Origin of the sequence: Paraburkholderia sp. SIMBA_030 (assembly GCF_046535245.1) — a bacterium.
Taxonomy (GTDB): domain Bacteria; phylum Pseudomonadota; class Gammaproteobacteria; order Burkholderiales; family Burkholderiaceae; genus Paraburkholderia.
Window position 1 is genome coordinate 134,569 of the sequence record NZ_JAWRXB010000019.1, and the last position, 23,900, is coordinate 158,468.

22 protein-coding genes are annotated in these 23,900 nt (G+C 63.9%); 6 read left to right on the forward strand and 16 right to left on the reverse strand.

Features of this window, described 5'->3' with window-relative positions:
• Nucleotides 1–23 precede the first annotated feature (23 nt).
• The 3 genes from SB772_RS29015 to SB772_RS29025 all read left to right on the forward strand — a co-directional run bounded on the left by SB772_RS29015 (nucleotide 24) and on the right by SB772_RS29025 (nucleotide 1,874).
• Nucleotides 24–350 (forward strand): nuclear transport factor 2 family protein, encoded by a 327-nt coding sequence (locus SB772_RS29015; protein WP_410836600.1) that lies wholly within the window; start codon nucleotides 24–26, stop codon nucleotides 348–350.
• A complete protein-coding gene (locus SB772_RS29020; RefSeq protein ID WP_410836601.1) occupies nucleotides 350–1,129 on the forward strand; it encodes an SDR family oxidoreductase in 780 nt (259 codons plus the stop codon). The genes SB772_RS29015 and SB772_RS29020 overlap by 1 nt, the downstream gene beginning before the upstream one ends.
• 130 nt (nucleotides 1,130–1,259) lie before the next feature.
• Nucleotides 1,260–1,874 carry a LysE family translocator gene (locus tag SB772_RS29025; RefSeq protein WP_410836602.1) on the forward strand — a complete coding sequence of 205 codons (615 nt, stop codon included), beginning with the start codon at nucleotides 1,260–1,262 and terminating at the stop codon, nucleotides 1,872–1,874.
• Nucleotides 1,875–1,896: 22 nt separating this feature from the next.
• Here SB772_RS29025 and SB772_RS29030 read toward each other — a convergent pair whose 3' ends face one another.
• Nucleotides 1,897–3,324 carry a PLP-dependent aminotransferase family protein gene (locus SB772_RS29030; protein ID WP_410836603.1) on the reverse strand — a complete coding sequence of 476 codons (1,428 nt, stop codon included), beginning with the start codon at nucleotides 3,322–3,324 and terminating at the stop codon, nucleotides 1,897–1,899.
• A 202-nt stretch (nucleotides 3,325–3,526) separates the two neighbouring features.
• Between SB772_RS29030 and SB772_RS29035 the strand changes: the two genes are divergently transcribed.
• Complete coding sequence (locus tag SB772_RS29035) at nucleotides 3,527–4,855, forward strand: aspartate aminotransferase family protein (RefSeq protein WP_410836604.1); 1,329 nt, start codon at nucleotides 3,527–3,529, stop codon at nucleotides 4,853–4,855.
• A 97-nt stretch (nucleotides 4,856–4,952) separates the two neighbouring features.
• Here SB772_RS29035 and SB772_RS29040 read toward each other — a convergent pair whose 3' ends face one another.
• Nucleotides 4,953–5,471: a DUF6496 domain-containing protein gene (locus SB772_RS29040; RefSeq protein WP_410836605.1), complete on the reverse strand. Its 519-nt coding sequence runs from the start codon at nucleotides 5,469–5,471 to the stop codon at nucleotides 4,953–4,955.
• A gap of 259 nt (nucleotides 5,472–5,730) precedes the next feature.
• Here SB772_RS29040 and SB772_RS29045 point away from each other — a divergent pair, with 259 nt between their 5' ends.
• Nucleotides 5,731–5,982, forward strand: coding sequence for a hypothetical protein (locus tag SB772_RS29045; protein WP_410836606.1), 252 nt, complete (start codon nucleotides 5,731–5,733; stop codon nucleotides 5,980–5,982).
• A 54-nt stretch (nucleotides 5,983–6,036) separates the two neighbouring features.
• Here SB772_RS29045 and SB772_RS29050 read toward each other — a convergent pair whose 3' ends face one another.
• From SB772_RS29050 to SB772_RS29100, 11 genes are all read right to left on the reverse strand, one after another.
• Nucleotides 6,037–7,254: an ABC transporter substrate-binding protein gene (locus tag SB772_RS29050; protein ID WP_410836607.1), complete on the reverse strand. Its 1,218-nt coding sequence runs from the start codon at nucleotides 7,252–7,254 to the stop codon at nucleotides 6,037–6,039.
• A gap of 71 nt (nucleotides 7,255–7,325) precedes the next feature.
• The gene (locus SB772_RS29055; protein ID WP_410836608.1) at nucleotides 7,326–10,934 is read right to left on the reverse strand and encodes a molybdopterin cofactor-binding domain-containing protein; all 3,609 of its coding nucleotides are present in this window, start codon (nucleotides 10,932–10,934) and stop codon (nucleotides 7,326–7,328) included.
• Nucleotides 10,931–11,497, reverse strand: a complete 567-nt coding sequence (locus SB772_RS29060) for a (2Fe-2S)-binding protein (RefSeq protein WP_410836648.1) — start codon at nucleotides 11,495–11,497, stop codon at nucleotides 10,931–10,933. Before SB772_RS29060 ends, SB772_RS29055 begins: the two co-directional genes overlap by 4 nt.
• 31 nt (nucleotides 11,498–11,528) lie before the next feature.
• The gene (locus tag SB772_RS29065) at nucleotides 11,529–12,728 is read right to left on the reverse strand and encodes an amidohydrolase family protein (protein ID WP_410836609.1); all 1,200 of its coding nucleotides are present in this window, start codon (nucleotides 12,726–12,728) and stop codon (nucleotides 11,529–11,531) included.
• Between the two features lie 72 nt (nucleotides 12,729–12,800).
• Nucleotides 12,801–13,514 carry an ABC transporter ATP-binding protein gene (locus SB772_RS29070; RefSeq protein WP_410836610.1) on the reverse strand — a complete coding sequence of 238 codons (714 nt, stop codon included), beginning with the start codon at nucleotides 13,512–13,514 and terminating at the stop codon, nucleotides 12,801–12,803.
• A complete protein-coding gene (locus SB772_RS29075; RefSeq protein ID WP_410836611.1) occupies nucleotides 13,511–14,320 on the reverse strand; it encodes an ABC transporter ATP-binding protein in 810 nt (269 codons plus the stop codon). The genes SB772_RS29070 and SB772_RS29075 overlap by 4 nt, the downstream gene beginning before the upstream one ends.
• The gene (locus SB772_RS29080; RefSeq protein WP_410836612.1) at nucleotides 14,317–16,251 is read right to left on the reverse strand and encodes an ABC transporter permease; all 1,935 of its coding nucleotides are present in this window, start codon (nucleotides 16,249–16,251) and stop codon (nucleotides 14,317–14,319) included. The genes SB772_RS29075 and SB772_RS29080 overlap by 4 nt, the downstream gene beginning before the upstream one ends.
• An 18-nt stretch (nucleotides 16,252–16,269) precedes the next feature.
• A complete protein-coding gene (locus tag SB772_RS29085) occupies nucleotides 16,270–16,854 on the reverse strand; it encodes an amino acid synthesis family protein (RefSeq protein WP_410836613.1) in 585 nt (194 codons plus the stop codon).
• 109 nt (nucleotides 16,855–16,963) lie between these two features.
• Nucleotides 16,964–17,554, reverse strand: coding sequence for an amino acid synthesis family protein (locus SB772_RS29090; RefSeq protein ID WP_410836614.1), 591 nt, complete (start codon nucleotides 17,552–17,554; stop codon nucleotides 16,964–16,966).
• Nucleotides 17,530–18,471, reverse strand: coding sequence for a UPF0280 family protein (locus SB772_RS29095; RefSeq protein ID WP_410836615.1), 942 nt, complete (start codon nucleotides 18,469–18,471; stop codon nucleotides 17,530–17,532). Before SB772_RS29095 ends, SB772_RS29090 begins: the two co-directional genes overlap by 25 nt.
• A gap of 14 nt (nucleotides 18,472–18,485) precedes the next feature.
• Nucleotides 18,486–20,093, reverse strand: coding sequence for a 6-hydroxynicotinate reductase (locus tag SB772_RS29100; RefSeq protein WP_410836616.1), 1,608 nt, complete (start codon nucleotides 20,091–20,093; stop codon nucleotides 18,486–18,488).
• 397 nt (nucleotides 20,094–20,490) lie between these two features.
• Between SB772_RS29100 and SB772_RS29105 the strand changes: the two genes are divergently transcribed.
• Nucleotides 20,491–21,204, forward strand: a complete 714-nt coding sequence (locus SB772_RS29105) for a TetR family transcriptional regulator (protein WP_410836617.1) — start codon at nucleotides 20,491–20,493, stop codon at nucleotides 21,202–21,204.
• A 79-nt stretch (nucleotides 21,205–21,283) separates the two neighbouring features.
• Here the strand turns inward: SB772_RS29105 and pcaC are convergent, their stop codons facing one another.
• Genes pcaC through SB772_RS29120 form a run of 3 tightly spaced genes read right to left on the reverse strand, consistent with a single transcriptional unit; the run spans nucleotide 21,284 to nucleotide 23,849 of the window.
• On the reverse strand, nucleotides 21,284–21,676 hold the full coding sequence (gene pcaC, locus SB772_RS29110; RefSeq protein ID WP_410836618.1) for a 4-carboxymuconolactone decarboxylase: 393 nt from the start codon (nucleotides 21,674–21,676) through the stop codon (nucleotides 21,284–21,286).
• Entirely contained in the window at nucleotides 21,673–22,464 is a 792-nt protein-coding gene (gene pcaD / locus SB772_RS29115; RefSeq protein WP_410836619.1) for a 3-oxoadipate enol-lactonase, read from the reverse strand. The genes pcaC and pcaD overlap by 4 nt, the downstream gene beginning before the upstream one ends.
• Before the next feature lie 5 nt (nucleotides 22,465–22,469).
• Complete coding sequence (locus SB772_RS29120; protein ID WP_410836620.1) at nucleotides 22,470–23,849, reverse strand: 3-carboxy-cis,cis-muconate cycloisomerase; 1,380 nt, start codon at nucleotides 23,847–23,849, stop codon at nucleotides 22,470–22,472.
• Nucleotides 23,850–23,900 lie beyond the last annotated feature (51 nt).

The following is a 23,900-nucleotide window of genomic DNA, read 5'->3' on the forward strand; positions in this document are numbered from 1 at the left end:
ACGTGACGTTCAGGAAAAGTCCGATGAACATGACCCTGCCGCCGCCACTGGATGTCTATCTGAACGCGGAAACCACCAGCGACACCGCTCCTCTCGCGAACTGCTTCGCTGCCGATGCCGTCGTGCGCGACGAGGGCCGCACTATCGAGGGGCTCGAAGCCATCCAGGCCTGGAAGAAAGACGCCAAAGCCAGGTACCAGTACAACGTCGAGCCGCTGGACTTGTCCCAGGATGGCGCCGCCGTGACGATGCACGCCAGGCTCACCGGCGCCTTCCCCGGTAGCCCGGTCGAGCTGACCTACACGTTTGTCCTGGCCGGCGGTAAGATCGCGTCTCTGGAGATTCACTGATGAGCGCCAAACTCGAACTTCAGGGCTTACGGGCGCTCGTCACAGGCGGGACCAAAGGCGTTGGTAAAGCCGTTGTCGCGCACCTTTGCGAGGCCGGCGCGAACGTCCTCGCGACGGCACGTTCGCGTCCCGATGACTTCTCCGAAGAAAGGTTCATCGGTGCGGACATCACGACGGCCGAGGGCTGTAAAACCATTGTCGGCGCCGTGCTCGAACGGCTCGGCGGCGTCGATATAATCGTGCACGTGGCGGGTGGCTCATCTGCGCCGGCGGGTGGCTTCAGGGTGCTCGACGACGACGAATGGAACAAGGCATTGAGCCTGAACCTGTTCCCGGCAGTGCGCATCGATCGCGCGCTGTTGCCCTCGATGGTCGAGCAGCGCTCGGGCGTCATCATTCACGTCACGTCGATCCAGCGGCAGTTACCGTTGCCGGAAGCCACGATTGCCTATGCCGCCGCCAAGGCTGCCCTGTCGAACTACAGCAAAGCCTTGTCCAAGGAAGTCAGTCCGAAAGGCGTTCGGGTCGTGCGTGTCTCCCCGGGCTGGGTCGAGACGGATGCCGCCGCGAGTCTCGTTGCCGAGATCGCCCGGCAGAACGGCATCGACACAGAAGGCGCCCGCAAGATCATCATGGATTCGCTCGGGGGCATTCCTCTCGGCCGGCCATGCTCTCCCCGGGAGGTGGCAGAACTCATCGGTTTTCTCGTCTCCGCGCGGGCCAGCGCCATCACCGGCACTGAGTACGTCATCGACGGCGGGACTGTTCCGACTGCGTGATCAAGCCGCTTGTCGGTGGACGACGACGAAGCGCCGACCGTACCGGACACCATCCCACAATCCGTACCGGTACTGTACCGGCCTGTGTCGCTAGAATGCCTGAAAGCCCTATCGACACCGGAGCCGCCCCATGTCTTTCCTCAGCCTCAGCGCGTTGCCCGCCGGCATTCTGTTCGCGCTCGTCACCACCATCACGCCCGGTCCGAACAACACCATGCTGCTGGCCTCGGGTGTCAACTTCGGCTTTCGCCGCACGCTGCCGCATGTGTCGGGCATCAGTGCAGGCGTCGTGCTGTTGATGCTGTCGGTGGGCATCGGTCTCGGTGAAGCCTTCGTGCACTTCCCGGTGCTGTACACGGTGCTCGAAGTGGCAAGCGTCGCGTACCTGCTGTATCTCGCGTGGAAAATCGGCACGTCGGGCGAATTAAAGGTGAAGAAAGGCGAACGCCGGCCCATGAAGTTTCACGAAGCCATCGCCTTTCAGTGGGTGAATCCGAAGGCATGGATGATGGTGCTGACCGCCGCCACCACGATTCACCTCAGCGAGAGCTACAGCCTCAACGCACTGGCGATGGCGATCATTTTTTATGTGGTCGGTTTTCCGTGTATCTGCCTGTGGGCGGGCTTCGGCACTGCCATGCGACGCGTGCTGTCGGACCCGAAGCGGCTGCGCATCTTCAACGTAGCGATGGCGCTGCTGCTGGTGCTGACGCTGTATCCGATCGCGCTGAAGCTGCTCGGCTAGGCGGCATTCGCTAGCGCACGGTCTAAACCAGGCCCCGCCCTGAATCCTGGCCAACTCGCTCGATGAAGCGCCACAACGCATCGTCGGTCGAGTACGGCGCGTTGAAACGGAACCAGGCGCTCGATGCGTCGTCGGGGCGGAAATAAGAGCCGGGTGCAAGCCAGATGCCGTGCGTGAGCGCGGCCGTCGCCACCTCGCCGGCCCGCTCCGCCTCGATCGGCAGGCGCGCCCACAGGAACAAGCCGGCCCGCGGCCGGTGAAACACTTCGAGCCCGAGCGAGTCGAGCCGCTCTTCGACGGTCGCATGCGCCACCTTGAGCCGCTCGTTCACGGCTTCGACGTGGCGCGCATAGCGCCCTTCGAGCAGCACCTTGTCGACGATCCGCTCGATCGCTTCCGACGACGTCAACCCCACCGCCATCTTCGTGCGCGCCAGCTCGCGCAGCACCGCGCGCTCGGCGACCACGTAGCCGCAACGCAGCCCCGGCGTCACCGTCTTCGAAAAACCGCCGACGTACAGCACCCGCTGCAAGCCTTCCATCGCGGCGAACAGCGGCGCGCCGGGCGGCGCCAGTTCACGGCTGACGTCGTCCTCGATCACCCACATGCGCTGGCGCTCCGCGATCTGCAACAGACGAAACGCGGCCGACATGCCGAAGGTCGCGCCGGTCGGATTCTGCAGCGTGGTGTTGACGAAAATCGCCTTCGGCTTGTGCTGCGCGACCAGCGCCTCGAGCACGTCCGTATCGACGCCGGCCGGCGTGCGCAGCACGCCATGCACGACCAGCCCGGCCAGCTTGAGAATCTGCAGCAGATTGCAGTAGCCGGGATCTTCGACGATCACGGCATCGCCCGCCCGCAGCAGCGTGCGCACGATCAGATCCAGCCCCTGTGTGGCGCCCTGCGTGAGCAACACGTTCGAGACGTCGACCGGCAAGCCGCGCCGGTCCAGTTGCTCGGCGATCCGCTCGCGCAGCGGCGCGAAGCCGTACGGATGCCCGTAATCGCCAAGCCGCGCCGCCGGCACCCGGCTCATGGCGCGCAGCGCGTGCTGCAAACCGGTCTCGTTGATCCATTCGTTCGGCAGCCAGCCGCCGCCCGCCTTGATCGGCACCGAATGGTCGGCGAATACGTCGGACAGGAGCCACGTCGCGGTCAAGCTTGGCGGTTGCCAATCGGTCGCCGCGACTCGCGCGGATGGCGCGCGCGCCGCCACGCGATAGCCCGAACCGCGCCGGGCCACCACCAGCCCCATCGAAACCAGACGGTTGTACGCCTCTGTGACCGTGAAGGTGCTCAATGCATGGCTTTGCGCCAGTTGACGCACCGACGGCAACAGCGCGCCGGCGCGCAGCGATTGCGCCTCGATGGCGCGCGCGAAGCCTTGCACTACCTGCTCGACGAGCGTCGGGGCGGCGCGGCGGTCGCGCTCAAGTTCCAGTTCGATCATGTAAGGACGGAGGGTTGTGCGGCAGATCAGGTTCTACCGGCGAGGCGGGTCTGCCGGCTAAGTTCAGGCGGCCGCGGTATCCAGACAATCGTCACAGTTATCGCAATTTCACCAACACAGTTAGCGCCACACTGCTGCAACTGTTTATGCCGCCATTAAACCGCGGACGCTACAGTTTCGCTACCACTTCGAGGAGAAAACCATGACTTCGCGCCCCGTCATCGACGACCTGTCGTCTTTCTGGATGCCCTTCACCGCCAACCGCCAGTTCAAGGCTGCGCCGCGCCTGCTGGAATCGGCCAAGGGCATGTATTACCGCACCACGGACGGGCGCGAGGTGCTCGACGGCTGCGCGGGTCTCTGGTGTGTGAATGCCGGCCATGGCCGCGACGAAATCGTCGCCGCGATCACCGGGCAACTGTCGACGCTCGACTTTGCACCGACTTTCCAGATGGGCCATCCACTTGCATTCGAAGCGGCGTCGAAAGTCGCCGAATTGATGCCGGGCGGCCTCGACCGGATCTTCTTCACGAATTCCGGTTCCGAATCGGTCGATACCGCGCTGAAAATCGCGCTGGCGTACCACCGTGCACGCGGCGACGGCCAGCGCACGCGTCTGATCGGCCGCGAGCGCGGCTATCACGGCGTGGGCTTCGGCGGCATTTCGGTCGGCGGGATCGCACCGAACCGCAAGACGTTCTCGGGCGCGCTGCTACCGGCGGTCGATCATTTGCCGCACACGCACAACCTCGAACACAACGCGTTTTCGAAGGGCCAGCCGGCGTGGGGCGCGCATCTCGCCGACGAACTCGAACGCATCGTCACGCTGCACGATGCATCGACGATCGCCGCCGTGATCGTCGAACCGGTGGCGGGCTCAACGGGCGTGCTGATTCCGCCGCAAGGCTATTTGCAGAAGCTGCGCGAGATCTGCACGAAGCACGGCATCCTGCTGATTTTCGACGAAGTGATTACCGGTTTCGGCCGCGTCGGCAAAGCCACGGCGAGCGAATACTTCGGCGTGACGCCTGACCTGATCACGATGGCGAAGGCGATCAACAACGCCGCGATCCCGATGGGCGCGGTGGCGGCGAGCCGCACGATCCACGACACGATCGTCAACAGCGGCGCGCAAGGCGCGATCGAACTGTTCCACGGTTATACGTATTCGGCGCACCCGGCCGCGGCTGCGGCGGCGGTGGCGACGCTTGATCTGTATCGCCGCGAAGGCCTGTTCGAGCGCGCTGCAACGCTCGCCCCGAGCTTCGAAGCGGCGGCCCACACGCTGCGCGGCGCGAAGCATGTGAAGGACATCCGCAATCTCGGCATGATCGCCGGCGTGGAACTGGAACCGCGCGACGGCGCGCCGGGCGCGCGGGCTTACGAAGCGTTCGTGAAGTGCTTCGAAGCGGGCGTGCTGGTGCGCTTTACCGGCGACATCCTCGCGTTCTCGCCGCCGCTCATCATCGACGAAGAGCAGATCGCGCGCATCTTCAAGACCGTGGGCGACGTGCTGGCGACGGTGCATTAAGGCGCAGGAAAGACCGCGGCGCGCCTGGCCCGGGTTTGACTCGCGCCCGGCCCGGGTTTGACTTGAACGCGCCGTGGTCCGTCGGACGCGCGCGGTGCTAATGATGCGCGCGTGAAGCCCTCGTGCGCGCGGCCTTCTTCGCTGCAGCCGAGCGGCCTGCAGCACCCTTCGTCGCAGCCGCCTTCTTCGCCGCTGCAGAACGGCTGGCTGCCGGACGTTTGGCCGCTGCCGACTTCGCCTGTTTCAACATGGCAGCGGGCGATGCGCCGGCGCTGCTTTCGCGCTTCAAAGCAGCGGTTGTGGCGCGCGAGCGCCGTGCCGTCGACTCGCTGCTCTTCTTCGCCGTGCGCTTATGCTGGCCCAGGGCGTTGTCCCTGTCGGCCTTCTTGCGGGTCGCCGCGCTCGCGGTGCCCTGCTTCGGCGACTTCACGGCGACGCCCGCGCGGCGCGCCTCTGAGAGGCCGATAGCAATCGCCTGCTTCGCCGATCTGACACCGTGCTTGCCGGCGCGCACCTTATCGACCTGTTCCTTGACGAATTCTCCGGCCTGGGTGCTCGGTGCTTTGCCGGCACGCTTGTCGGCTTCAGCACGTTTGATGGTTTTCCGTTCGGGCATGAGAGTTCTCCAGTTGGCTGTTGGCATTGGTCGTGTAGCAACACATGTGCCGGAGCGGTTCGGGTTGCTATCGATTTGCCTGGAAGCGCATTCTGGCCGGGTTTTTGCGCTTTTAGCGCTGCCTGCGGGATTGCGGGATTGCGGCCCGCGGCGCCGCAAAACCCCCGGAAATTGCCGGACAAGGCTCGCGCCCGCCACCTGGACGGCGTATGGTGATAGCGAGGGTTGGCGCCGTGGTCCGACCCGCGTGGAGACGCCCATGAAGATACCTACTGTTCGCGCAGGCGTGCATATCGAAGGCGTGCACTGGATCGCCGAGTACGCCGAAGACGTTCATGAGATTCGCGTGTTTCGCGAAGGTCAGGAGGTGGATGTGCACAATGCGCCTTCCACGCTGTTCGGCGATGAGGAGAATGCCGGGTCCAGGAACACGGCTGATCATCGGGCGATGGAGGCCGCTGTGCTCGCCTATTTAAAACGGTTCGTTATTGAGCATGATGCGGAGGAGTAGGTTTTTGCGCGTAGCACCCGGTTTGGTTGTTTGCCGCGACGCGCAAAAGAGCCCTTATTCAGCGGCACGCAACTTCTTAACCTCTGCATCGGAAGGCTGCACACTACTGCCATCGATATACCGGTAAGAACTCATCACCCCCTTACCATCCTTGACGGCCGTCACGCCCACATAGGCCCCCATAGTCGACTGATTATCCTGCGCCCGATAAGTAATCGGCCCGAAGGGCGTCTCAACCCCGAGCCCCTTGAACGCGGCAGCAAGTTTGTCAGGATCAGTGGACCCAGCCTTCTTGATACCGGCAGCAACCGACATCAAAGCAGAATAGCCAACCACCGACCCCAGTCGCGGATAATCGTGGTACTTCGCCTGATAGGCATCGACAAACTTCTTGTTGGCCGCCGTATCGATCGAATACCAGGGGTAGCCAGTCACGATCCAGCCGCTAGGCGCTTCAGCACCCAACGGGTCAAGATAATCCGGCTCACCGGTCAGCAACGACACCACACTCCGGTCCTTGAACAACCCGCGCGTATTGCCCTCCCGGACAAACTTCCCAAGATCGGCGCCAAACAGCACGTTGAAAATCGCATCAGGCTTCGCATCGGCAATCGCCTGCGTGACCGCGCCCGCATCGACATTACCGAGCGGCGTCGCCTGTTCGGCGACAAACTGCACGTCAGGCTGCGCGGCCGTCAGCAGCTTCTTGAACGTCGCCACCGCCGACTGCCCATACTCGTAATTCGGATACACGAGCGCCCAACGCTTCTTTTTCAGCTTCGCGGCTTCAGGCACCAGCATCGCGACCTGCATGTACGTCGACGGACGCAAACGGTAGGTGTATTTATTGCCGTCAGCCCAAACTATCTTGTCGGTCAACGGTTCGGCAGCGAGGAAGAAAATCTTCTTTTGCTTCGCGAAATCGGTCAGCGCAAGGCCGGTGTTCGACAGGAAGCCGCCAAACAGCAGTTGTACCTGCTCGCGTGCGATCAATTCCTGCGCGACGCGGATCGTGTCCCCCGGATTGCCGTTGTCGTCGCGCGACACGACTTCGAGCTGTTTGCCCAGCACGCCACCCGCCGCATTCACCTGTTCGAGCGCGAGATTCCAGCCGTTCCTGTAAGGCCCGAGAAAGGCGGGCTGCGCCTTGTAGCTGTTGATTTCGCCAATCTTGATCGTCTGTGCGCTCGCGCCGAAGGCTGTCAGCGACAGTGCCGTCGAGACCGAAAGCGAAACCGTGAGGCGAGAGATCCATCCTGCGCGCGTGGTCATGCGTTTCTCCGTTATCAAAAGAATGGCGGGAATGCCGGTCGTTTTTATCAAGCGTTGAAGCGTTTAGCGATTCATTCGGCCCGTGGCGTCGCGCGAATTCTGGCGACGCTCGCCGTGACGTCCTGCCATGCGGGTTTGCCGCCGGCAAACTGCTGACGCAAATACGAAACGAGTTCGGCCACCTGGGCGTCGTTGAAGCTGTCGCGGTAAGCCGGCATCGTACCGAGTTCGGGCCGCGCAGGCGAGCCGATCCCTTCGAGAATCACGCGGATCAGATTGTCGGGCGTCGCGCTGTGCAGATTCGTGTTGAGCGCCAGCGACGGATGCGCACCGAACAACTGTGGCCCGCTGCCGGTGTGATGACAGGCGGCGCAGGCGCCGTCGAAGAGCCGCGCGCCGAGGCCGGAAGCGGTGCCTGTGATTGCGCTGGCCTGCTCATGCTGACGCGCCAACGCCTGCGGATCGGCATTGGGCTCGAGCGGATTGAGCGACGCCAGATAAGCGGCCATCGCGCGAATGTCGCTGTCGGGCAGCGCCGCCAGATCGCCGACGACCGGCGCCATCGGGCCCGCCGCCACGCCATGCAGCGGCGCGTGACCGAAGCGCAAATAACTGAACAGTTCGTCCTCGCTCCAAGGGACGGGCGCATTCGAAAGCGCCGTCAACGCGGGCGCTTCCCAGCCTTCTGCCATGCCGCCACCCATAAAGGCCGCGCCGGCTTGCTCGGCGCCGAATGTGTTGCGCGGCGTATGGCACGCGCTGCAATGGCCGAGGCCGTTCACCAGATAGGCGCCACGATTCCATTGCGCGCTTTGCGTCGCGCTGGCGGTGAACCTATTGCGGCCGAGAAACAGCCCGTTCCATGCAGTCATCAGCGGACGCACGCTAAACGGAAACGCCAGCTTCGTTTCGGGCGGCCGTGAGCGCACCGGCGTTTGTGCCATCAGGTACGCATAGAGCGCTTGCAGATCGTCGTCGGAGGTGTTCCTGAACGACGTGTACGGAAACGCGGGATACAGATGATGTCCGTCACGGCTGATGCCCTGCCGCATCGCGCGCACGAACGCTTCCAGCGACCACGTGCCGATGCCGGTCTGTCCATCGGGCGTGATGTTGGTGCTGTAGACGGTGCCGAACGGTGTGTCGAGCGGCTTGCCGCCGGCATTCGGCACACCGTTGTGCGCGGTATGGCAAACGGCGCAATTCCCCAGCGAAGCAAGCAGTTTGCCGCGCGCGACCAGCTCCGGTGCGAACGCGCTCGCAAGCGGCGGCGTGATCGGCGCAATCGCCTGCGGCGTCAAATCCAGCGCACCGAGCCAGCCGGCCGCGCCAGTCGCCAGCGCGCCGAGAAAGCCCAGCCGCCAGCGCTTCTTTTTGCGCGCCGCCGCTTCGTCGGCCTGCGCATCGGCGAGCGCGGCGCGAATCGTTTCCGGTGTGAACGGCGGCCGGCGAAAACGCACGCCGGTTGCGTCGTACAGTGCGTTGGCAATCGCCGCCGCGCCGGGCAGCGACGCCGATTCGCCGGTGCCCATCGGCGGCTCGCCGTGGCGCGGCATCATCACGACGTCGATGACCGGCACTTCACGGAACGTCAGGATCGGATACGCGCCCCACTCCTGGCTCGTCACGGCGTTCTCGCCGAAGGTCACGCGCTCCTTCAACGCGCGGCTGGTCGCCTGGATCACGTTGCCGTGAATCTGATGGCGCACGCCGTCCGGATTGATCATCGTGCCGGTGTCCTGGCCGACCACCACGCGCGTCACCGCAAGTTCGCCGCTGTTGCGATTGACTTCGATATCGGCGACCCACGCGGACCATGCCGCGCCGAAGCCGGGGAATTTGCTGTGCACGTAGCGGGCATAGGCAAAGCCTCTGCCGCGCGCGATGTCGCCTTCGTCCGCTTCTTTCAACGCGACGTTGCGCGGCTCCCAGCCAGCTCTCTCCGCCACCGCTTTGACCAGCTCGATCGCACGCGGATCGGTCAGATGCTTCAGGCGAAATTCGACCGGATCGACACCCGCCTCGGCCGCGAGTTCGTCAATGAACGATTCGTGCGCGAACGTATTCGGCAACGCGGAGACGCCTCGCAACCACGACGCTCGCACGATCGGCGGCGTGTCGTCGCAGACGATGCGCATCGTGCGGTAGTCGTACGGCGGCACGGCCGTGCGGTCGCCCATTTCGAACACCTGTGGCTGCGCGGAGATCGTCCCGGTCAGCAGCAACGCCAACGTGGGCGCGTCGTTCGACGGATAGCGTGTCGCGAAATCGTACGCTGCAAGCTCGCCTTCAGCACTTAAAGCGCCGCGCACGTCCATCAATTGCGCAGCGCCCTTCGGTTCCCATCCATGCTCGTCTTCGCGCGACAGTTGCACGCGCACCGGAGCGCCGGCCGCGCGCGACAATAGCGCGGCGTCGGCGGCGACATCGTCCGCGCAATTGCGGCCATAGCAGCCCGCCGCATCCATGCGCACGATCTCGATGCGGGCTTCGTCGAGCGCCATCAGCAACGCAAGATCGGCGCGCAGCGAATGCGGATTCTGCGTGCCCGACCAGACCTTCAGCGTGCCGTCGCGATAGTCGGCCACCGCGCACGACGGCCCGATCGACGCGTGCATCTGGAACGGCCACACGTACGTCCGCTCCAGTGAGCGAGCATCGGCGTCACCGAGCGCTGCGTCGACATCGCCGTCGATCACCAGATCGCGGTGCGTCGACGGATTCGCGCGTAACGCAGCCTCCACTTCTTCGCTGGTTTCGAGCGGCGGCAAAGCTTCCACCGCTTTCCATTGCACGTTCAGCCGCTTCACCGCCTGCTGCGCGACTTCCTCGCGCTCGGCCACGATGCCGACAAAGTCACGAATCACCACCACCTTGACGATGCCAGGCAAATCGCTGAGCGAGTGCTCATCGACATGCAGCAAGCTGTTGCCCACGAAATCGCCCTGCGCGACGCCCGCATAAGGTGGCCGCACCACCCGGCCATGCAACATGCCCGGCACGCGCAGGTCGTGGACAAAGCTCAATTCGCCAGTAGCCTTGGCGGGAATATCGACGCGCGGCGTACTCTTACCGACGATCCTGTACGTGTCCGGCGATTTCAAAGGGGCGTCGGTGGCTAACGTCAGTTCGATGTGTCGTCCCGCGATTAATTCGCCGTAGGCGATGCCTTTTTCTGCACCGTCGTCGCGGTGAAAAACCACACCGTCTCGCACGTCGAGCCTGTCTGCACTCACGTTCAAGCGTGAAGCCGCTTCCGCCAACAGAAACTGCCTTGCCTGCGCCGCCGCCTGGCGCAACGGCACCGCCGAAATCTGGATCGTGGCGCTCGCAATCGTCGGCCCCTGATTGGGCACTTCGCCGGTGTGTCCAAGCACAAGCGACACGCGCGTCAACGGCACGTCCAGTTCTTCCGCGACGATTTGCGCGAGCGCGGTGCCGATGCCCGTACCGAGATCGACATGACCGTTGAACGCGACCACGCTACCGTCGTCACGCACGACGAGGAACATGTCCGCCTCAGTAGGCACAAAAGACGAACGCGACCCCGGCTGACCGATGGCCGGCTTCATCGGCGCTTGCGGCGGCCGCATGACGATCAGCACGTTCTGCGCGTCATCGAGCTGTTGCCGCGAAGGCGGCGCGGACCGGCGATCGATGCTGAAATCTGGCCCGGTCATGCCCGCGCTCCTGCTTGCGTGACCGATTGCTCGTCCGATTGCGCGACCGATTGCGCCGCCGTTTGCGCCGCCGTTTGCGCCGCCGTGTGCGCAGCCAGCAATTCAGCGGCACGCTGCACCGCGCGCACGATCTCGACGTGCGTGCCGCAGCGGCACAGGTTGCGCGACAACTCGCGCCGGATCGTATCGACGCTCGGATGCGGATCGCGATCGAGCAGCGCTTTGGCGGTCATGATCATGCCGTTCAGGCAATAGCCGCACTGCGCGGCCTGTTCCTCGATGAACGCCTGCTGCACCGGATGCAGTGCGGCACGCGTGCCCAGTCCTTCGAGCGTGGTGATCTCGCGGCCCAACGCGACCTTCGCGGTCGTCACGCAGGAACGCGTCGGCATGCCGTCGAGCAGCACCGTGCACGCGCCGCATTCGCCGAGGCCGCAACCGAATTTCGGGCCGTTCAGCGCGAGGTCGTTGCGCAGCAAATAAAGCAGCGGCGTGTCGGCAGCGGCGCTGACGAGATGCGTCGCGCCGTTCACCTTCAGCGTGAGAGTCGCCGGGCGGTTCATGAAGGAGTGAGTCACGCCGTGCGGCGCGCGTTCAGATCACCACCGGCACTTCGGTCGCCGGCGGGGTATTGCGGCTGCGGCGGCAGCGGATCAAACCGTCGATCATCACCATGCCGACGCCCGGAATATCGCCGAGCTGCACGCTTTCGAGCAGCGTATCGGCGGCCGTGTGCTGCGCGCGGTCCATGAACACGAGGTCGGCGGGACGGCCCACTTCGATCAAACCTTGCCGCAGCTTGCGTTGCCGCGCCGTGTTGCCGGTCGCGAAGCAGAAGGCGATTTCAGCGGGCACATCGGCGAGGCTCGAGATCAACGCGATCATCCGCAGAATGCCAAGTGGTTGCACGCCTGAACCCGCGGGACTATCGGTGCCGAGAATGATCCGGTGAGGACACTTCAACTCGATTGCATGGCGCGCGGTGAGCAACGCGATCCGCTCGTTGCCGTTGTGAACGATCTCCAGTGCGCGGCTCGATTGCTCGCACAGATCGCATACATGCCGATACGACAGCGACGTATGGCCGCCGTTGATATGGCCGATCACGTCGGCATCCGCGGCAAGCACCACATCCCGGTCGATCAGGCCCGAGCCCGGAATCGACGGACCGCCCGTGTGAATCGTGCTTTGAATTCCATACTTGCGCGCCCACGCGACCATTTGCGCCGCTTCCTCGCCGCCCTTCACGCTGCCGAGACCGACTTCGCCGAGCAGCTTCACGCCCGCTTCCGAAAGCTCCTTGAAGTCTTCCTCGACCATGCCCTTCTCGATCACCGGCGCGCCGGCCATCACCTTCACGCCGCCGCCGACGCCCGCGCCGCGCATGCCTTCGAACGAACGTTGCGCGGTGATCGCGAGCGCCTTCACGCCGAGCACGTCTTTCGGGCGGCCGGGCAAATGCACCTCACCGGCGGAGATCATCGTGGTGACGCCGCCGTTCAGATTCGATTCGATCCAGCCCATCTGATTCTGCCGCGGCGTCCAGTCGCCGAACACCGGATGCACGTGCGAATCGATCAGGCCGGGCGCGACGGTGGTGCCTTTGCAATCGACGGTCGTGCGCGCGCCTTCGAGGTCGCAATCCTGTTCGCGGCCGACCGCGACGATCACGCCGTCGTCGATCACCAGCGTGTCCGCGTCGAGAATCGGCTGGTCGATGTCGCCGGATAACAGCAGGCCGATGTTCGTTACCGCGACCTTGCCCGACAAGCCTGTCAACGTCTCTGCTGCCATCTTCTTCTCCTTTCGCAACGACTGCCCCGCGCGGCAAGCGGGCATGCCATGCACGCCTGCCCGCCGATGGAATCACACGCTCAGATAAGCGCGCCTGACTGTTTCGTTCTTTGCGAGTTCGCCGATCGTGCCGCTGAAACGGATCTGCCCTTTTTCGAGCACGTACGCGCGGTCGCTGACCAGCTCGGCGAAGTGCAGGTTCTGTTCGGACAACAGAATCGACAGCCCTTCGCGCTTGAGTTCGAGAATCATGTTCGCCATCTGTTCGACGATCACGGGCGCCACGCCCTCGGACGGTTCATCGAGCAGCACCAGATACGGATTGCCCATCAGCGTGCGCGACACGGTCAGCATCTGCTGTTCGCCGCCGCTCATCTGGCCGCCCGGACGTTTCGGCATTTCGCCAAGGTTGGGAAACAGGCGGAACAGTTTGTCGGGCGTCCATTGCGGCGCGCCTTCGCGGGGCGGCTGACGACCTGTGTCGAGGTTTTCCATCACGCTCAGATCGGCAAACACGCGGCGGTCTTCCGGCACGAAGCCCATCCCCATCCGCGCGATTCGATACGGCGGCAACGTCGTTATGTTCTGGCCGCGGAAACGCACTTCGCCGTGACGACGCGGCAGCAGCCCCATGACCGCTTTCATCGTGGTCGATTTGCCCGCGCCGTTGCGGCCCATCAGCGCCACGACTTCGCCGCGGCCGACTTCGAGGCCGACGTCGAACAGGATGTGTGCACGGCCATAGAACGCGTTGAGGCCGGAGACTTTCAGCATCGGCTCGCTCATTGCAGCGCTCCCTGCCCTTGATGACCGCCTGCCGCTTCATGCAGCGGCGCATGCGGCCGGAAGGTTTTGCCCGTGCCGAAATAGACCGCCTGCACGCGTGCGTCGTTACGGATCGTTTCCGCGTCGCCCTCGGCGATCAGCTTGCCGCGCGCGAGCACGATCATGCGATCGGCGTACGCGAATACGACGTCCATGCTGTGTTCGGTGAACAGCACGCCGATTCGATGTTCCGTCACGAGGCGTTTGGTCAGTGCCATCAAGTCGTTGCGTTCCTTCGGCGCCATGCCGGCGGTGGGCTCATCCATCAGCAGCAGCTTCGGGCGATTCGCCAGCGCGATCGCGAGTTCGACGCGTTTGACGTCGCCATAAGCGAGCACGCCGCAGGCGCGATGCGCGTCGGCGGCCATGCCGACCTGTTCGAGCAACGCGAGCGCTTCGTCGGCATAGCGCGAGCCTGCGGACTTCCACAGACCGAAGATCTTGCGTTCACGCGACACCAGGGCCATCTGCACGTTTTCGAGGACGGTCATCGAGTTGAAGGTCGCGGCGATCTGGAACGTGCGGCCGACGCCCAGCCGCCAGATATCGCGCGGCCGCATGCCGACGAGTTCGCGATCGTCGAGTCGAATCGATCCGGACGACGGTTGCAACTGACCGTTGACCATGTTGAAGCAGGTCGACTTGCCCGCGCCGTTCGGGCCGAGCAAGGCGAGCAGCTGACCGGCTTCGAGATCGAAGGAAACGTCGTCGACGGCTTTCAGGCCGCCGAACGATTTGGACAGGCCGGACACGCGCAGCAAGCTCATAGCCCCTCCTTGATCGCGGTAGCGTGTGGCGGCGACTTGGCGCTTTCTTCAGCGGTATCATCGTCGCCAAAACGATCGCGAATGAAGCCGGCAATCCCTTTCGGAAACGCGATCACCAGCAGCAGGATCGCGAGGCCGAGCAGCGCCTGCCAATAATCGGTTTGTCGCGCCACGGTGTCCTGCAACCACGTGAACACCGCTGCGCCGACAAGCGGGCCAGTTAGTGTCTGCAAGCCGCCGAGCAGCACCATCACAAGGCCGTCGACGGAGCGGCTCACGCTAATGACTTCCGGCGAAATCGTGCCCTTGGAAAACGCGTACAACGATCCGGCCAATCCGCAAAATAGCGACGCAATCACGAACGCCGCCCACTGCACGCGCTTCACGTCGATGCCGATCGCCTCTGCGCGCAACACCGAATCGCGCGACGCCCGCATCGCGTAGCCAAGCGGCGAGAACAGCATCCTGCGCAAAAGCCACACGCCGATCACCGCACAGACCAGCGTCACATAGTAAAAAGCCACCGGCGACGACAACCAGTTCGACGGCCACAAACCGAGAATGCCATTGCTACCGCCCGTCACGGCGTCCCACTGAAACACCACCGACCAGACGATCTGAGCGAACGCGAGCGTCAGCATCGCGAGATAGACGCCGGAGAGGCGCACGCAAAACCAGCCGAATACCAGCGCGCCGGCCACCGCGAGCGAGGGTCCAAGCAGCAACGCGGCTTCCATCGGCAGATTCAACACTTTGAGAAACAGCGCCGCACCGTATGCGCCGAGGCCGAAGTAAGCGGCATGGCCGAACGAATGCATGCCGCCCGGGCCCATGATGAAATGCAGACTCGTTGCGAACAGTACGGCGATGAGAATTTCGACAAGCAGTACCGGCATGTACGGAAACGCGTTCGCCGCGAGCGGCGCCAATACCAGCATCATCAGCGCGATCCCCGCTAGCCACTTCAGACGCTTGCCCGCGGGCCTCAAAGGTGCTTCCGGTGCCGCCATGCCCCGCACGACAGCGCTCGCCCGGCCGAGCAAGCCCCAAGGCCGCACCACCAGCACCACCGCCATCACGACAAACTCGGCGACCAGCGTGAAGCGGCTCAACGACAGATCGATACCGAACACCGACACGTGTCCGATGCCGATGCACAGTGCCTTGATTTCCGCGATCAGCAGTGCAGCGACAAACGCGCCCGGAATCGAACCCATCCCGCCGACCACCACCACGACAAACGCATTGCCGATGGTCTCCAGATCCAGCGACAGATTCGCCGACATCCGCGGCCCTTGCAGCGCACCGCCCAAACCGGCGAGAAACGCGCCGACGAAAAACACGCCGGTAAACAACCACGCCTGATTGATGCCGAGCGCGCCGAGCATCTCGCGATCCTGCGTCGCGGCGCGCACCAGCGTGCCCCAGCGGGTGCGCGTCAGCGCGTACCACAGCAGCAGCAACACCACCGGTCCGATCACGATCAGCGCGATATCGTAAGTGGGCAGCGGATGACCGAGGAAATCGACCGCGCCCGCCAGATGCGGCGCGCGCGGACCGAACAGATCTTCAGGGCCCCACAGCCACAACGCGGCGTCGCGAAAGATCAGCACGAGCGCGAACGTCGCCAGCAAATGAAACAACTCGGGCGCCTGATAAATACGCCTCAAAACGATCATTTCGACCAGCGCGCCAAGCACAGCCACGACCAGCGCGGCCGCCAGCACCGACAACCAGAACCCGCCCGCCGTATGGCCGAAGCGGCTCGCGATGCTATACGCGACATAGATGCCGAACATATAGAACGAGCCGTGCGCGAAGTTGACGATGCGCGTCACGCCGAAGATCAGCGACAGACCGGCGGCGACGAGAAACAGCGTCGACGCGTCGGCGAGTCCGTTGACCAGCTGTACCAGCAAATTCGAAAACATCGTGATCCTCGAAACAACTCAACGCAAACCGTCTTCGCCCTTGATCTCGCTCACCTGCAAGCCGCCGACGCGCGGCAGCGGCCGTCCCGACGCCGTCACCGCGACCGCCACGACGATTTCATCAGCGCGCGGCGCGTCCGACACGCGCGCTTCGATTGCGTCGAAATGGCTGCGCACGAAGGCGGCGTCCTTGTGGCCGAGCGGCACGTCGATCGCGGTGCCGAGCGTACCCATTTTCTTCGCCGACGGCACCAGCGCCGCGCCCTTGCCGACCGCAACCCGCAGCGGCGCGCCGAGCTTCGGATGCAGAATCGCCGCTGCATGTTCCAGTTCGCCCGCCTCGCCGACGATAGCCGCCTTGCCGTAGCTTTGCGCGTCGGCCGGTTCGATACCGAGTGCCTCGACGCACTTGTTGCCGAGCAATCCGCCGAGTTCCTCGCCGGCTTCGATCAGCGCGTCGAGCCTGGCCTCATAGCGGCCCGCATACGGATTCTCGATCACTGCAATCGCTACCGCGCGGCGTGCCGGCGGGTTGACAGCCTGCCCCATTTCAATGCGTACTTCATCGACCTGCACGACCAGCTTGCGAAGCTTGATGGCCATTTCGCTCTCCGTGTTTGGGTGCCGTGTTTGGGTGCCGTGTTTGCATACCCATGTTGCTTGCGTTCAGTGCTTTGTTCAGTTCGCGGTTCAGGACGCGCTCACGAGGCAATCAGCGCAAGCCGTCCTTGCCGACTATCGCCTCTTTCGCAAGACCGCCGACCCGCGCATGCACGCGCTGCCCGGTGCTCATCACGAGGATATACACCAACTCATCCGCAGCGGGCGCGCCGGGCACGCGCACTTCGATCGCGTCGAAATGGCTGCGCACATAGCTCGCGTTGACGTGCGTGAGCGGCACGTCGAGCGCGGTGGAAGGCGCGCCGACCTTCTTGGTCGACGGCACGATCGCGTTGGTCGGCACGCCGTTTTTCTCCAGCAACTCACGCATTGCATAGCCGCCCGGCACATGCCACAGCGCGCCGTGTTCGAGTTCGCCGCGCGAGCCGACGATCGCGCCTTTGCCGTAGCTTTCAATCGACGCGTGCGGCACGGCCATCGCCGCGAGCAGCCGCTGCGCCATGTCGAAGCCGATCGGCTTGAGCGCTTCCATTGCGGATTCGATGTGTGCTTCGTAGCGCCCGGCGAACGGGTTCGTCATCACCGCGGCAATCGCGCCGCGCCGCAACGGCTGCGCGGGCGCGGGGCCGAACTCGTGAAAAATGTCTTCGACGTGCGTCAGCACGCGGCGTATTTCGAACACGGAGCCTCCGTTGGTTTTCGAGCGCGATGCGTCAGAAGCGCCGCGCCTTGCTGAATCATGCCGACGACGCGCACTTGCCCTTGCAGGAACAGCGCGGCGCTTTCGATCAAACCTCGTTCACGCAGACGCTCAGCCGTTTCGGCACCACGGGACAGCGCGCAATCGATCAGTGGTTGCGGCAAGGGCGGCACGTCGACGGTCACCAGCATCTCGCCGAGATCGCTATCGTCTTTCAACGACGACGCCGGGCGGCGCACGATGCCCGCATGATCGCAATCGACAGCGTTGGCGATCATCGTCGCGGCGGCGTCGGCAGCGGCGGCGTTGCACGCGAGCACGGTCACGCTGTCGGCGATACCGAGGCTGAAGCTTCGGCCACGCCAGCCGCTTGTTGCGATACCACGGACCGGCATGCCGGCGTCGAGCGTGAGGTTTGCATCGAGCGCCTGCTCGCCCGCGAGCCTGGTGCCTGACAGTTCGGCGAGATTGCTCAATACACCGACGCGGTACTGCTGCCCGCCTGTCAAATGCAACGCAATGTCGCCGCCATTATTAATGAAGGCGCGCGATACGCCGGGCCGCGCGAACGCCGCGATCAGTTCATCGGCGACACTGCCCGCCACCGCCGCCATGGGTGTGATGTAGCGTGCGCGGTGAGGAAAACATGCGCGCCACATGCGGCGGGCTACCTCGCCTTTCAACTCACATTCGTTCTGCGCGGCCTCATTCGGCAACGCCTGTCGAAGTAGCTTAAGCTCACTGACCAACTCGGGCAACACGCCGACAAAACGCGTCCAGCAGGCCTCAAATGCAGCCTGCACCGCCGCCGGCTCGCCATCGGCGCCGAGGATCAGATCGATCGGCCCGTGCTGCCAATGCCAGCGTGCCGCGTCGAGTCGAATGCGGGTTGCGTTCATCGCGTTTATCGCCTTCATCCGGGCATCGGCGGCGTGGCTAGCGGCCACGGGTTGTCGGGATTGCGCGGCAACGTCCGGCGACTGAGCGGTGCACCTTCCGTATGTTCCGGCCCGTTTGCCAGCACACTGGCCAACGAACGCACGGCGTCGAGATGGCCGCCGAGATCGCGATACGCGTCATACGTCATGCTGAATTCGATCGGCGCGACGATCGCGGGCGTCGGCACGCTGCCGAACGATCGGTCAGGCATGCGCGAAACATCGACCATCACCGTAATGCCACCGCCGGGCCACACATAGGCAGGCGCGCCGCCGCAGGTCACGTTCACCCGTTTCTGCTTGACGGCGCGCGTCAGCAGCACCGGATTCTCCGTTGCCCCCGCTCGCAGACTGCCGCCTGCGCCGCCGAGAAACAGCACGGTCGCCAGCGACGGCTCGCAATTTTCGCCTATCCGATCGACTGTGCCGCGCACAGCGTCGGGCATCGACGCCATGCGCGGCACCAGATCGCGATCGAGTTCGTACCACTGCGCGTGTTCGCCGGTGGTCGACACCATCAGCAGGCGCATGCCGGGTTTCGCCACCGCCGGGTCGAAGCCTTCGACAATCGCCAGCGGGTCCCGGATGTCGGTGCCGCCCCAGCCGGTGCCGGGATTCGCCACCTGGAAATAGCGGCCCGGCGTCGACTTGCGTCCGCGAATCTTCACACCTGAGCGCGTCATGCCGAGGCATCGGCCCGCCTGGTGTTCGGTCAGCACGCCGGTGATGTGATCGTCGACCACGACCACTTCATCGGCATGACCGAACCATTGTTTCGCGAAGATGCCGATGGTGGCCGAGCCGCAACCCACGCGCATGCGCTGCTCTTCGATGCCGTCGACAATCGGCGCCGCGCCCGCGCGAATCACCAGACTCGAACCGCCGTCGATGGTCAACTCCACCGCTTCCTTGTTGCCGAGCGCGAGCATCATGTCGCAGGTTACGCGGCCTTCTTTCTTGCTGCCGCCGGTCAGATGATGGACGCCGCCGAGGCTCAGCATCTGCGAGCCATATTCCGCGGTGGTCACATGGCCCACGATCTCGCCGTGGCAACGCACGTTCGATTGCTCCGGCCCGAGAAAGCGATCGGTATCGATCTTCACCTTGAAGCTGCAATAGCTGAAAATGCCCTCGGTGACGACCGTAATCATATCGACGCCGTCGAGCTTCGAAGAAACGATAAACGGCGCGGGCTTGTAGTCGGGATAAGTGGACGATGCGCCGACACCGGTGACAAACAGCGCCTGTTGCGCAGCGGGATCAGGCGCTTCGGGAGATGCACCGAATTCGACCGTAGCATCCGTACTGCCTGCACTCGTTTCGGACGATGAAGCCGCACGCGAAAGAAACACCACCGGATCGACGCGAATCAGCCGGCCATCGGCATTCGCATAGCGATCGCATGCGCCGGTGCGGCCTTCCGATATCTGGCACAACACCGGACACGCATTGCATTCGATCTTGTTCGACGCCATCCGCTCGCTGCGTGGCGCCGCTTTTTCCAGCACAGTGGGACCCGGTGTCGAGGCGGTTTCACCGTCGACGCTCTCCGCACCGAAATCGACCTTCGTATGTTCTGTCATGGTGGGGTTCCCATACGACGACATTACAATCGGTCCTACCCGGCTGACGAATAACCCTCGTTTAAAGGGACTTTCGCGTCGCCCGTTTTTTTGAATGTTGCGGTCACTCACCGTTCGTGTAGTATCCACTACACCAAACTTGCCTGAAATCTAACCGATCAAAATAGACTGTGCAATGTGTTTCCCAAGCTGTTTCTAAACGTGTTCCCAGGCTACCCCCGGATGCTGCGGCGCGGCATCCTCGCGTGGATCACAAGCCAATCTACGCCGAAGCACATGTTCGTGCAGCGCGTTCCGCAGCATGCGATGCGGGCTGTATGATGAGGCGCGCCACTGTCCACTCCGCCCGCGGCGCATGTCGTTTAATCAGACGCTAACAAAGGGAACCGAGACCGCCATGAGTCCCTCTGCCGCCCGCAAGCCGGGCGCTACCGGTATCCGTGCGAAACAGGCGCAGGACACGCGCGCCAAGATTCTGAAAGCGGCGATCAAGGTCTTTGCGAAGCAAGGCTACGCAAGCGGCCGCGTCGAAAGTATTTCGAAGGCCGCGCGTTCGCACGACCGTATGATCTATTATTACTTCGGCAGCAAGGAACAGTTGTTCGTCGAAGTACTGGAAACGATCTACACGCAGTTCAACGAAGCCGAAAGCAAGCTCGATCTCGATCTCGACGATCCCGCGCACGGCTTGCAGCAGATGGTCGAATTCGTCTGGCAGTATTACCTCGATCACCCCGAGTTCGTCACGCTGCTGTCGAGCGAGAATCTGCATCAAGGCAAGCACGCGAAGAAATCGCTGAAGCTGAAGGAGATTTCGGGCTATGCGATTTCGGTCGTGCAGAAACTACTGGATGCAGGCAAGGCGCAAAACGTGTTTCGCGCCGACGTGAAAGCGCGCGATGTGTACATCATGATTGCGTCGCTCGGCTATTTTTATAACGCCAATCAATACACGTTGGGCGCGTTTCTCGGCGAGCCGCTGATGGACAAGGCGGCGCTCGCGCATTGGCGCGAGGTCATCGAGGATACGGTGTTGCGCGCGGTGCGCTTGCAGTTGCCGGCGGATGCGGCAACTGCGGGTCAGAGCAAGAGTGAGAGCAAGATCGCCTGAAACGGGCGATGCGGCGCAGATTTAATTTCTGATCATTCGCGCGGCGTGCGTCTGCACGCCGTGCCCTGCTACGGCAGCCTTACGGCTTCGCTGCGGCGTCGTCTTCGCGGAACAGCTTGTCGGCGAGGTGAAACGCCGAATTGGCTGCCGGCACGCCGCAATAGATCGCGGTTTGCAGTAGCACTTCCTTGATCTGCTCGCGCGTGACGCCGTTGTTCTTCGCGGCGCGCAAATGCAAGGCAAGCTCTTCGTTGCGGTTGAGCGCGACCATCATCGCGATCGTCAGAAGGCTGCGCGTATGGCGCGGCAAGCCTTCACGCGTCCAGATTTCGCCCCATGCATAGCGGGTGATCAGGTTCTGGAATTCCTCAGTCAGCTCCGTGCGGTTCGCCAGCGACCGGTCGACGTGCGCGTCGCCCAGTACCGCGCGGCGCACGCCGAGTCCGGCTTCGTAACGGTCTTCGTCGTTCATCGCGGCCCCGTCAGGAAGTCGAGCACGGTCTTCGTGAAAGCATCCACTTGCTCGATGTTGGAAATATGCGCGGCGTCCAGCTCCACGTAACGCGCGCCCGGAATCGCCGCCGCCAGTGCGCGGCCTTGTTCCGGCGTCGCGGCCAGATCGTGCGTGCCGCTGATCACCAGCGCCGGCACCTTGATGCCGGGCGCTTCAGGGCGCAGATCGGCAGCGTCGATTGCGTCGCAATTCGACGCGTAGCCTTCCTTGTCCGTGTGCACGAACACGTCGCGGATCATCGCCATCACGACCGGCTCGCGCTCGATAAAGTCAGCGGTGAACCAGCGCGGCAATACCACATCGGCCAGCGCGAGCATGCCTTCCGTGCGGGCTGCCGCGGCGCGCGGCACCCAGACTTCGGGCGAACCGATGCGCGCGGCGGTGTTGCTCAGCACGACACGTTCAAGACGATTCGCGTGACGCGCGGCCAACGCGATGCCGGTCAGGCCGCCCATCGATATGCCGCAGAAATTCGCGCGCGCGATCTTCAGCGTATCCATCAGGCCGAGCACGTCGCCGCTCAGCTGGTCGATCGTGTATGGACCTTTCGGCGCTTCCGAGTGACCATGACCGCGCGTGTCGTAGCGCAGCACGCGGAAGTGTTTTGACAGCGCCGCGACTTGCGGCGTCCACATCGACAGATCGCTGCCGAGCGAATTCGACAATACGATCCACGGCGCGTTGCCGTGGCGGTCACCGTCGATTCGATAATGAAGCTCGGTGCCGTTGACTGCGGCGTAGGGCATGCCGGTTACTCCCTGGAGGTGGCGCGCTTGGCGCGCGTGGTATGAAGCGCCAGCGCGGCGTCCACATAAGCGTGTGCCTGACCGACGTATTGAGCGGGGTCGAGCAGCTTCTGCAAGCGCTCGAGCGAAAGATGTCCGGTGACGGCCGGGTCCGCCGAGAGCACCTCGAAGAGCGTCTGACCGTCGCGGATCGCCGCCTTCGACGCACGCTCGACCAGATGATGCGCGTCGAGCCGGCCAATGCTGTCGCCGAGCGCGAGCATCACCGCTTCGCCGAGAATCAATCCGCGCGTGACGTCGAGATTCGCAGCAAGGCGCGGCACGTTGACGTTCAGGCCGGTGGCGATCTGTTCGATGTTGGCGAGCGCGCCGCCTGCCAGGCGGGCGAGATCGGGCAGCGCGTCCCATTCGGCTTGCCAGCCTCCGAGCGCGCGTTCGTGTTCCTGCACCATACCGGCGAACACCGTGGCGACCAGCCCGGGGGCGCGGGTCGCGGCGGTCAGCACCGCCGCGCAGCCGACCGGGTTGCGCTTATGCGGCATCGTCGACGACCCGCCCTTGCCTGCCGCAGCGGGCTCGGCCAGTTCGTCGATTTCGGTTTGCATCTGCAACGAGATATCGCGTGCGATCTTGCCGAGCGTGCCGATCAGCATGCCGAACAGCGAGGCCGTTTCGGCGATGCGATCGCGTTGCGTGTGCCACGGCAAAGTGGGCACGGTGAGATCGAGTTCTTGCGCGAGGGTTTGCGTGACTTGCGGTGCGGCGTCACGCAAGCTGGCTAGCGTGCCCGCCGCGCCGCCGAATTGCAGCACCAGCACGCGCGTGCGCAGCGCATCGAGCCGTTCGCGATGACGCAGCAGCGCATCGAGCCATTGCGCGAATTTCAGACCGAGGGTGATCGGCAGCGCCTGCTGCAACCATGTGCGGCCGATCATCGGCGTCGCCCGATGCGTGGCGGCAAGCTTCGCCACCACGTCGCAGGTGGATTGCAAGCCACGGTCCAACAGATTGAAAGTGTCGCGCAGTTGCAGCACCGTCGCCGTATCGATGATGTCCTGGCTCGTCGCGCCCCAATGGACGTATTTCGACGCTTCGGCATCGGCGGCTTTCACGCGCGCGGTGAGTTGCTTGACGAGCGGAATCGCGAGGTTGCCGCCGAGCGCCGCGTCGCGCGCGAGCGCGTCGGCGTCGAGTTGATCGGCCTGGCAGGCCGCTTCGATCGCGGCTACCGCGGCTTGCGGAATCACGTTATGCGCAGCCGTTGCCCGGGCGAGCGCCGCTTCGACATCGAGCATCCGTTGCAGGGTGGCACGCGGCGCCCAGATGTCGTTCATCGGCTGCGTGCCGCAAAGGAGTCCGGTCAGACGGGCGCTGGAGTCGAGCATGATGGATCGATGATCGAGGGAATCGAAGGTGACGGTTTTGTCGCGGCGCTC

Coding starts and splice junctions, on each gene's coding strand:
- SB772_RS29065 (WP_410836609.1), bottom strand. CDS start 12,728: ATGGCAGCAGAGACGTTGACAGGCTTGTCGGGCAAGGTCGCGGTAACG.
- SB772_RS29015 (WP_410836600.1), top strand. CDS start 24: ATGAACATGACCCTGCCGCCGCCACTGGATGTCTATCTGAACGCGGAA.
- pcaC (WP_410836618.1), bottom strand. CDS start 21,676: ATGAACGACGAAGACCGTTACGAAGCCGGACTCGGCGTGCGCCGCGCG.
- pcaD (WP_410836619.1), bottom strand. CDS start 22,464: ATGCCCTACGCCGCAGTCAACGGCACCGAGCTTCATTATCGAATCGAC.
- SB772_RS29050 (WP_410836607.1), bottom strand. CDS start 7,254: ATGACCACGCGCGCAGGATGGATCTCTCGCCTCACGGTTTCGCTTTCG.
- SB772_RS29020 (WP_410836601.1), top strand. CDS start 350: ATGAGCGCCAAACTCGAACTTCAGGGCTTACGGGCGCTCGTCACAGGC.
- SB772_RS29045 (WP_410836606.1), top strand. CDS start 5,731: ATGAAGATACCTACTGTTCGCGCAGGCGTGCATATCGAAGGCGTGCAC.
- SB772_RS29040 (WP_410836605.1), bottom strand. CDS start 5,471: ATGCCCGAACGGAAAACCATCAAACGTGCTGAAGCCGACAAGCGTGCC.
- SB772_RS29085 (WP_410836613.1), bottom strand. CDS start 16,854: ATGGCCATCAAGCTTCGCAAGCTGGTCGTGCAGGTCGATGAAGTACGC.
- SB772_RS29095 (WP_410836615.1), bottom strand. CDS start 18,471: ATGAACGCAACCCGCATTCGACTCGACGCGGCACGCTGGCATTGGCAG.
- SB772_RS29030 (WP_410836603.1), bottom strand. CDS start 3,324: ATGATCGAACTGGAACTTGAGCGCGACCGCCGCGCCGCCCCGACGCTC.
- SB772_RS29025 (WP_410836602.1), top strand. CDS start 1,260: ATGTCTTTCCTCAGCCTCAGCGCGTTGCCCGCCGGCATTCTGTTCGCG.
- SB772_RS29100 (WP_410836616.1), bottom strand. CDS start 20,093: ATGACAGAACATACGAAGGTCGATTTCGGTGCGGAGAGCGTCGACGGT.
- SB772_RS29105 (WP_410836617.1), top strand. CDS start 20,491: ATGAGTCCCTCTGCCGCCCGCAAGCCGGGCGCTACCGGTATCCGTGCG.
- SB772_RS29080 (WP_410836612.1), bottom strand. CDS start 16,251: ATGTTTTCGAATTTGCTGGTACAGCTGGTCAACGGACTCGCCGACGCG.
- SB772_RS29070 (WP_410836610.1), bottom strand. CDS start 13,514: ATGAGCGAGCCGATGCTGAAAGTCTCCGGCCTCAACGCGTTCTATGGC.
- SB772_RS29055 (WP_410836608.1), bottom strand. CDS start 10,934: ATGACCGGGCCAGATTTCAGCATCGATCGCCGGTCCGCGCCGCCTTCG.
- SB772_RS29120 (WP_410836620.1), bottom strand. CDS start 23,849: ATGCTCGACTCCAGCGCCCGTCTGACCGGACTCCTTTGCGGCACGCAG.
- SB772_RS29075 (WP_410836611.1), bottom strand. CDS start 14,320: ATGAGCTTGCTGCGCGTGTCCGGCCTGTCCAAATCGTTCGGCGGCCTG.
- SB772_RS29060 (WP_410836648.1), bottom strand. CDS start 11,497: ATGAACCGCCCGGCGACTCTCACGCTGAAGGTGAACGGCGCGACGCAT.
- SB772_RS29035 (WP_410836604.1), top strand. CDS start 3,527: ATGACTTCGCGCCCCGTCATCGACGACCTGTCGTCTTTCTGGATGCCC.